Origin of the sequence: Paraburkholderia sp. (genome assembly GCF_026225065.1) — a bacterium.
Classification (GTDB): Bacteria; Pseudomonadota; Gammaproteobacteria; order Burkholderiales; family Burkholderiaceae; genus Paraburkholderia.
The window spans coordinates 1-7,415 of the sequence record NZ_JAMFSB010000119.1 but is presented as its reverse complement, the minus strand read 5'-3'; the positions used below and the strand labels follow the sequence as shown (position 1 = coordinate 7,415).

General features: G+C 61.6%; 7 protein-coding genes, 1 tRNA gene and 1 pseudogene. 4 read left to right on the top strand and 5 right to left on the bottom strand.

Annotated elements, in window-relative coordinates; genetic code table 11:
- Window positions 1–321, top strand: a 321-nt coding sequence (locus tag M0954_RS09620) for an NAD(P)/FAD-dependent oxidoreductase (RefSeq protein ID WP_297352855.1), incomplete at its 5' end; no start/stop codon positions are given.
- A 50-nt stretch (window positions 322–371) separates the two neighbouring features.
- On the opposite strand, the gene M0954_RS09615 is transcribed toward M0954_RS09620, so the two are convergent.
- Window positions 372–1,520, bottom strand: coding sequence for a class I SAM-dependent methyltransferase (locus M0954_RS09615; protein ID WP_297352853.1), 1,149 nt, complete (start codon window positions 1,518–1,520; stop codon window positions 372–374).
- 126 nt (window positions 1,521–1,646) lie between these two features.
- On the opposite strand from M0954_RS09615, the gene M0954_RS09610 reads away from it, so the two are divergent.
- The 3 genes from M0954_RS09610 to M0954_RS09600 all read left to right on the top strand — a co-directional run bounded on the left by M0954_RS09610 (window position 1,647) and on the right by M0954_RS09600 (window position 4,597).
- A tRNA-Thr gene (locus M0954_RS09610) sits at window positions 1,647–1,722 on the top strand.
- Between the two features lie 284 nt (window positions 1,723–2,006).
- Complete coding sequence (locus M0954_RS09605) at window positions 2,007–3,209, top strand: M20 aminoacylase family protein (protein ID WP_133892478.1); 1,203 nt, start codon at window positions 2,007–2,009, stop codon at window positions 3,207–3,209.
- Window positions 3,210–3,304: 95 nt separating this feature from the next.
- Complete coding sequence (locus M0954_RS09600; protein WP_297352851.1) at window positions 3,305–4,597, top strand: MFS transporter; 1,293 nt, start codon at window positions 3,305–3,307, stop codon at window positions 4,595–4,597.
- Window positions 4,598–4,658: 61 nt separating this feature from the next.
- Here the strand turns inward: M0954_RS09600 and M0954_RS09595 are convergent, their stop codons facing one another.
- The 4 genes and pseudogenes from M0954_RS09595 to M0954_RS09580 all read right to left on the bottom strand — a co-directional run.
- On the bottom strand, window positions 4,659–5,192 hold the full coding sequence (locus M0954_RS09595; protein ID WP_297352849.1) for a ClpXP protease specificity-enhancing factor: 534 nt from the start codon (window positions 5,190–5,192) through the stop codon (window positions 4,659–4,661).
- A 99-nt stretch (window positions 5,193–5,291) separates the two neighbouring features.
- Window positions 5,292–5,903, bottom strand: coding sequence for a glutathione S-transferase N-terminal domain-containing protein (locus M0954_RS09590; protein ID WP_006052302.1), 612 nt, complete (start codon window positions 5,901–5,903; stop codon window positions 5,292–5,294).
- A gap of 94 nt (window positions 5,904–5,997) precedes the next feature.
- Window positions 5,998–6,762 (bottom strand): cytochrome c1, encoded by a 765-nt coding sequence (locus M0954_RS09585; RefSeq protein ID WP_297352847.1) that lies wholly within the window; start codon window positions 6,760–6,762, stop codon window positions 5,998–6,000.
- Window positions 6,763–6,785: 23 nt separating this feature from the next.
- Window positions 6,786–7,415 (bottom strand): annotated as a pseudogene (locus tag M0954_RS09580) (cytochrome bc complex cytochrome b subunit); the annotation flags it as partial.

Sequence of the window (7,415 nt, the reverse complement as noted above, 5' to 3'; positions counted from 1 at the left end):
GTCAAACTCGGCCTGCTGCACGAAGCGCTGTCGAAGGAAGCGTTTTCGGACGCGGCCCTTCTCGCTCAGACGATCAAGGCACTGCCGCTGAAGCTCATACGCCCGCGGCCGATTGAAGAAGCCATCAGCAGTGCGGGCGGTGTACCGTTTGAGGCGCTGGATTCGCGCCTGATGATCGGGGATGTGCCGGGGGCGTTCTGCGCCGGTGAAATGCTCGACTGGGAAGCGCCGACCGGCGGGTACCTATTGACCGCGTGCTTCGCGAGCGGCCTGGTCGCGGGACGCGGGGCGCTGGCTTATCTGGCGGACGCCGGACGCTGAGCAGCGGCGCCCTTCGCCATTCCCCGGCTCACTCGTGGACTGTCAGGCCCCTACCGCACCTTCAACCGCCACAGCGTCGTCACCTCTTGCACGCGTGCGGCGTGCAGCGGATCGGTCTCGTCCGACGACTTCGGATGCCGCGGCCGAATATCTTCCCGACCGACTACCGTCAGCCCGGCCTTGTTGATCGCCTCGAGCAAAAACTCGCGCGTGCGCAGACCAAGATGCTCAGCGAAATCCGACAGGATCAGCCAGCCTTCCCCACCGGGCGAGAGGTGGTCCGTCAGCCCATTCAGGAAGCCGAGCAGCATGCGGCTGTCGTTGTCATAGATCGCATATTCGATCGGCGACGCTGGCCGCGCCGGCACCCACGGCGGGTTACAGACCACGAGCGGCGCGCGGCCTTCAGGAAACAGATCGGCGTCGACCACTTCAACCTGCTGGGTATAGCCGAGGCGCGTGAGATTCTCGCGCGCGCATGCCAACGCCCGCGGGTCCTGATCCGTGGCGACGATCTTCTTCACACCGCGCTTGGCCAGCAGCGCAGCGAGCACACCCGTGCCCGTGCCGATGTCGAATGCCTTGTTCAGCGACGGCAACGGCGTATGCGCAACCAGATCGATGTACTCGCCACGCACCGGCGAAAACACGCCGTAGTGCGGATGAATGCGCTCCCCGAGCAAAGGAATCTCCACGCCCTTCTTGCGCCATTCGTGAGCGCCGATCAGACCGAGCAGCTCGCGCAGCGAAACCACCGACGGCTCATCACTCGACGGACCATACGTCTCCGCACAAGCCAGCGCCACTTCGGGCGCACGGCGCAGGGGAATGGCGTAGCTGGCATCGAGCGGAATCAGCAGCATGCCGAGCGTACGCGCACGTTGCGACTGCGCCTGGCGGTGAAAATTGAAGGCGTCGATCAGGGTCTCAGCCTGCTTGCGCGGCTTGCGTTCGACGCGGCGCGTCACCGCCTGCAAAAGCTGGCGGGCGTTCTGGAAATCGCCTTGCCACAGAAGAGCTGTGCCTTCGCATGCGAGGCGATAGGCGGTATCGGCGGTGGTGCGGTCATCCGCGACGACGACACGTCTGGGCGGCGGCACCGCTGCTTCGGAGCGCCAGCGCGCGGAGCGCGGGCCGTCGGCCTCGGGCCAGGTGATGGTCGGGGGTTCGGAGGGGTGCGGCGTAGGGAGTTGGGTCATTGAGAAAGGTGGGAATCCGATATGACAGGGACATCGGATAGACATACATGGTAACTGATGGACTGCCGGGACGCGGCGCCTAGTAGCAGTATGCTTCTTCTTGGCTTATAATAGCGCGCTGCTTTCGCCCCCTTAGCTCATTTGGTAGAGCACTTGACTTGTAATCATGAGGTGGTCTGTTCGAATCAGACAGGGGGCACCAATAGATTCAGGCACTTAGCCCGGTCCTCGTGACCGGGCTTTTTGCTTTTTGGATTCCGTGTAACCGCTGCCTAACCGGATTTGGTCAACGCGCAACCAGGCGGCGAGTATCAACTCGCCCGTTTTAGAACAGTCGAACAAACGTCTCGCAGCGTTTCGGTGTCGCCCGGCATGGCTTAATCCGTTGACATTAAAGTCAACATCATCGACCGTAAAACGTCATTGATAAGGCCTTTTTGCGGTGAAATACTGGCCCATCCCTCACTACCGGGCAAGCTAAAAACCATGGCAGACACGCCGAACTTCTGTTCCCTCGATGACACCCACGATCTGCGCGAAGAACTGAGCGGCATTCGCCACCATCTGCATCGCCACCCGGAACTCGCCTATCAGGAGTTCAAGACTTCCGATTTCGTTGCACAGAGCCTGGAAAGCTGGGGCTATGCCGTCACGCGCGGCCTGGGCGGCACCGGCATGGTGGCCACGCTCAAGGCGGGCACGGGCTCGCGCGCGGTCGCCGTGCGCGCCGACATGGACGCTCTGCCGATCAACGAGGAGACGGGCCTGCCCTACGCCAGCAGCGAGCCGGGCCGTATGCACGCGTGCGGTCACGATGGCCACACGACCATGCTGCTCGGCGCCGCCCGCCATCTGGCGCGCACGCGCCGCTTCGACGGCACGGTGCATCTGGTGTTCCAACCCGCCGAGGAAATCGGTGCGGACAGCGGCGCCAAACGCATGATCGAAGACGGCCTGTTCGAGCGCTTCCCATGCGAGGCGATCTTCGGCCTGCACAATCACCCCGGTTACCCGACCGGCACCTTCATGTTCCGCAGTGGTCCGTTCATGGCGGCGTGCGACACGGTCGAGATCGTGATCCACGGTCGCGGCGGCCATGCGGCGCGGCCCCAGTTGGCCGTCGACCCGGTCGTGATCGGCGCCGCGCTGGTGTTCGCGCTGCAGACTGTCGTGTCACGCAGCGTCGATCCGATGCAAGCCGCCGTGGTGACAGTCGGCGCCTTCAATGCCGGGCACGTGGCGAACGTGATCCCCGAAACAGCGCGTCTGCAGATCAGCGTGCGCTCGTTCGACGCCGAGGTCCGCAAGCTGCTCGAGACGCGCATCCGCGCGCTTGCGCAAGCACACGCGGACGCTTACGGCGCCCGCATCGAGGTCAACTATGTGCCCGGCTATCCGGTCGTCGTCAATAGCGCACCGGAGACCGAGTTGGCGTTGCAGGTCGCGCGCGAACTGGTGGGCGAGGCACGCGTGGTTGACGGTTTCGGCCCTATCGCGGGCAGTGAGGACTTCGCCTATTACCTGCAGGAAAAGCCGGGCTGTTTCCTGCGCCTGGGCAACGGAGAAGGCGCGCCGATGCTGCACAACGCCTCCTACGACTTCAACGACGACAACCTCACGGTGGGCGCGGCTTACTGGACGCGTCTCGCCGAGCGTTTCCTCGCTGGGACCGGAGCCGCCACGCATTAACGAACGCGAACGTCTCCGCCATTGATATAAAACGCCGCGCGCGATCCAGACCGTCACGCGCGGCCGTGTGCAAACTTCGAGCACAGGGAACCACCATGTCAGCCAAACCCGTCGAGACGTCAGCCGTGCCACCCATTTCGACGCCTGTGTCGCAAAGCAAGATCGTCGTGGCTGCGGTCATCGGCAATCTGCTCGAGTTTTTCGACTTCACCGTCTACAGCTTCTTTGCGCTGACCATCGCCAAGCTGTTCTTCCCTGCGCACGATCCGGTCGTCTCCACCCTGCTCGCGCTGTCGGCGTTCGCGATCGGGTTTGTCGCGCGACCGGTGGGTGGCTTCGTGCTCGGGCACTACGCGGACAAACATGGACGCCGTGCCGCGCTCACGTTGACCATCTTCCTGATGGCAGTCGGATCCGCCATGATCGGCCTCGCCCCCGGCTACGCGACGATCGGCCTGGCTGCGCCCGCGTTGATCGTGTTCGCTCGCCTGCTGCAGGGTTTCGCGCAGGGCGGCGAATTTGGCGCCGCCACGGCGACCTTACTGGAGACGGGTTCGGCCAAGGGCCGCGGCTTCCGGGCAAGCTGGCAACTGGCTAGCCAGGGTGCCGCCGCGTTGCTCGGCTCAGGCATGGCCGCGCTGCTCAACTATCAGCTCACCAGCACGCAGCTGCTCGACTGGGGATGGCGCGTGCCGTTTCTGGTCGGCGTCCTGATCATGCCGGTGGGCGTTTATCTGCGCCGGCATATCGTCGAAGAGCCGCCTTCGGCCGCCAGGACAAAAGGGGCGAGCATCGAGCCGGGACTCGTGCGCAAATGGTTTCTGACCGTGTTCGCGATCATGGGCATGACCGTCGCGACCTACGTCCTGATGTACTACGTCCCGACCTACTCGATCCAGTATCTCGGGCTGCCGCCGAAGCTTTCCATGCTGGTGTCGATCGGTGCGGCATGCTCGTCGTTGATCTTGTGCCCGTTGTGGGGCGCGCTCTCCGACAGGATGCAACGCCGCAAGCCGCTCACCATCATTGGCCGGGTCATGTTGATCGCGTTGCTATACCCGGCTTTCTGGCTGATGAATCACTTTCCTTCGTTGCCCGTTGTGTTTGGGCTGATCGTGCTGCTGATGATTTTCTACACGATGGGATCGGCGCCGGCGTATTCGCTGATGCCCGAGAACTTCCCGAAGCATGTGCGCGCCGGCTATCTGGCGAGCGCGTACGCGGTTGCCGTGTCGGTGTTTGGCGGGACTGCCCAGTTAGTCGTCGCGTGGCTGATCAAGGCGACGGGCAATACGATGGCCCCGGCCTGGTACATGATTGTTGGCGTGATTATTTCGCTTGTCGCCGTTTCGATGCTCGAAGAAACGGGTGGCCGCGAACTGGCCTGAGGAAGCTGCGGCGTATCCAGCATGATCGGCTCGCTGGATACGCACACAGCAGTCATTCACTTCACTTGACGACCTTCAGGTGACCGCGACCGCCACCCTTCGATCCATCGTCATCGGGACGCGGCGTGTCGTCAGCGGCGGCCTCCTCGGCCTTCGCTTGCGGCGCCGGTTCAGACTCGATCGCCCGAGGGCCCCGCGTGCCACTATCTGTGGCCTTCACCGGAGACTCCAGCTCTTCCGCCTCTTCGGCGTCAGCGCCTGAATCCGTCGCCTCGCCACCCGCCGAGTCGACCGGGAACGCCATTCCCTGACCATTTTCACGCGCGTAGATCGCCAGCACATTGGCAACCGGCACTTCGATCTTGTGCGACTTGCCCGAAAACCGCGCGCTGAACTCGACCCACTCGTTGCCCATCTGTAACTGGCTGGTGGCCTCGAAACTGATGTTCAACACGATTTCGTTGTCCCGCACGAACTGGCGAGGCACCCGCGTCTGATTGTCGACCCGTACCGCGATGTGCGGCGTATAGCCGTTATCCGTGCACCACTCATATAGCGCACGCAGCAGATAAGGCTTCGTGGAAATCTCTTGCATCAACAGTCCTCTTACTGGGCAAGACGCCGCGCCCGGATCGCATTGGCGCGTCAATCACCATCACGATCCGTACGCGGCGCCCTTACCGTCAAGCCAAACTCAACGACGCATCACCTTTTCCGACGGTGTCAGCGCTTCGATATAGGCCGGACGGCTGAAAATCCGTTCGGCGTACTTCATCAGCGGCGCAGCGTTCTTCGACAGTTCGATGCCGTAGTGATCCAGACGCCACAGGAGCGGCGCGATCGCCACGTCGAGCATCGAGAATTCTTCGCCCAGCATGTACTTGTTCTTCAGGAAGATCGGCGCGAGCTGCGTCAGACGATCGCGGATCGCCAGACGTGCTTTCTCGTGATTCTTCTCGGCGGCCTTGCCCTTCTCGTTTTCGAGCGTGCCGACGTGGACGAACAGTTCCTTTTCGAAGTTGAGCAGGAACAGGCGAGCACGGGCGCGTTGCACCGGGTCTGCCGGCATCAGTTGCGGATGCGGGAAGCGTTCGTCGATGTACTCGTTGATGATGTTCGATTCGTACAGAATCAGGTCCCGTTCGACGAGGATCGGCACTTGACCATACGGATTCATCACAGCGATGTCTTCCGGTTTGTTAAACAGGTCGACGTCGCGGATCTCGAAGTCCATGCCTTTCTCAAACAACACCAGCCGGCAGCGCTGGGAGAATGGGCAAGTTGTGCCGGAATACAGAACCATCATGTTTACGTTTCCTCAAAAAGCTGAAGGGCCAGCACGCAGAAAAACCGTTCAGCAGGTTTTTCCTTGCACTGGCCCCACGCCAGCCATGGCGTGATTATTTGATATCTTTCCAGTACGCAGCGTTCAATCGCCATGCGAAAAAGCTCAGGACGCCGAGGAACAGCAGCACCCACACACCAAGGCGGTGGCGGGTTTGCTGCGTCGGTTCGGACATCCAGGACAGGTACGACACGAGGTCGGCCACATCCGAATCATAATCTACCGCCGATAACGTGCCCGGCGTGACCTGTTGGTAGCTGACGAATTTATGGACTGTTTCCCCGCTCCTTTCGTCGACCACATCGTCGAACTTCGCCGTACGCTGCCCTTGAAGCTGCCACAACACGTTGGGCATGCTCACGTTTTCATACACCAGATTGTTCCAGCCGGTTGGCCGTGTATCGTCGCGATAAAAACTGCGCAGATACGTATATAGCCAGTCCCGGCCCCGCGCCCGCGCCTCCACCGACAAATCCGGTGGCGCCGTGCCGAACCACGATTTCGCGTCGTCAGGCTTCATTGCCACGGACATCGTGTTACCGATCTTATCGGTGGTAAAAAGCAGGTTTGTCTGAATTTCCTGCGGTGAAATGCCCAAACTGGTCAATGCGCTGTAGCGCACGAGGTTCGCACTGTGGCAATTCAGGCAGTAGTTTACAAACAATTTGGCGCCATGCTGCAAAGAAGCAAAATTGTCCGCGTTATCGGGCGCGCGGTCGAGTGGGAAATCGTCCGCGTAAGCCGGCGCCGCCAGCAGCGCGAGCGCAAGTGTCAGCGATGCGGCCCCGATCACCGCAAACCTCGAAAGCATTTTTCTCATCTTCGTGTCTCCTTGGCCCGCGATTAGTGAGGCTTGAACCGCACCCGTTCAGGTGGCTGCTTGAAGGTTCCAAGCCGCGTCCAGAACGGCATGCCAAGGAAAAACGCGAAATAGACCAGCGCACAGATCTGCGCGATCAGGGTCGCGGCGGGCGACACCGGCCTCGTGCCGAGGAACGCCAGCGTCAGAAAAATCAGCACGAAGATCCCATAAAACACCTTATGGAAGAACGGCCGGTAGCGGATCGACTTCACAGGCGAGCGGTCGAGCCATGGCAGGAAGAACAGCGATATCACCGCGCTGCCCATCACCACCACGCCCCAGAACTTCGACTGGGTGAAATACATCGCCAGAATCACCAGCACGGCCAGCACCGGCAGCCCCACCTTCCATTTGCCGCGAGCCCGCACCAGTGCCAACAACCCAAGCAGCGCGATCACGATCATCAGCACGATCTTGAACGGATCGGTGGTGGCGCGCAGCATCGCATAGAACGCCGTGAAGTACCACACCGGCGCGATCTCAGGCGGGGTCTGCAGCGGGTTGGCCGGGACGAAGTTGTTCGACTCGAGGAAGTAGCCCCCCATCTCCGGCGCGAAGAAAATGATCGCCGCGAAGATCAGCAGAAACACGGTGACGCCCATGAAGTCGTG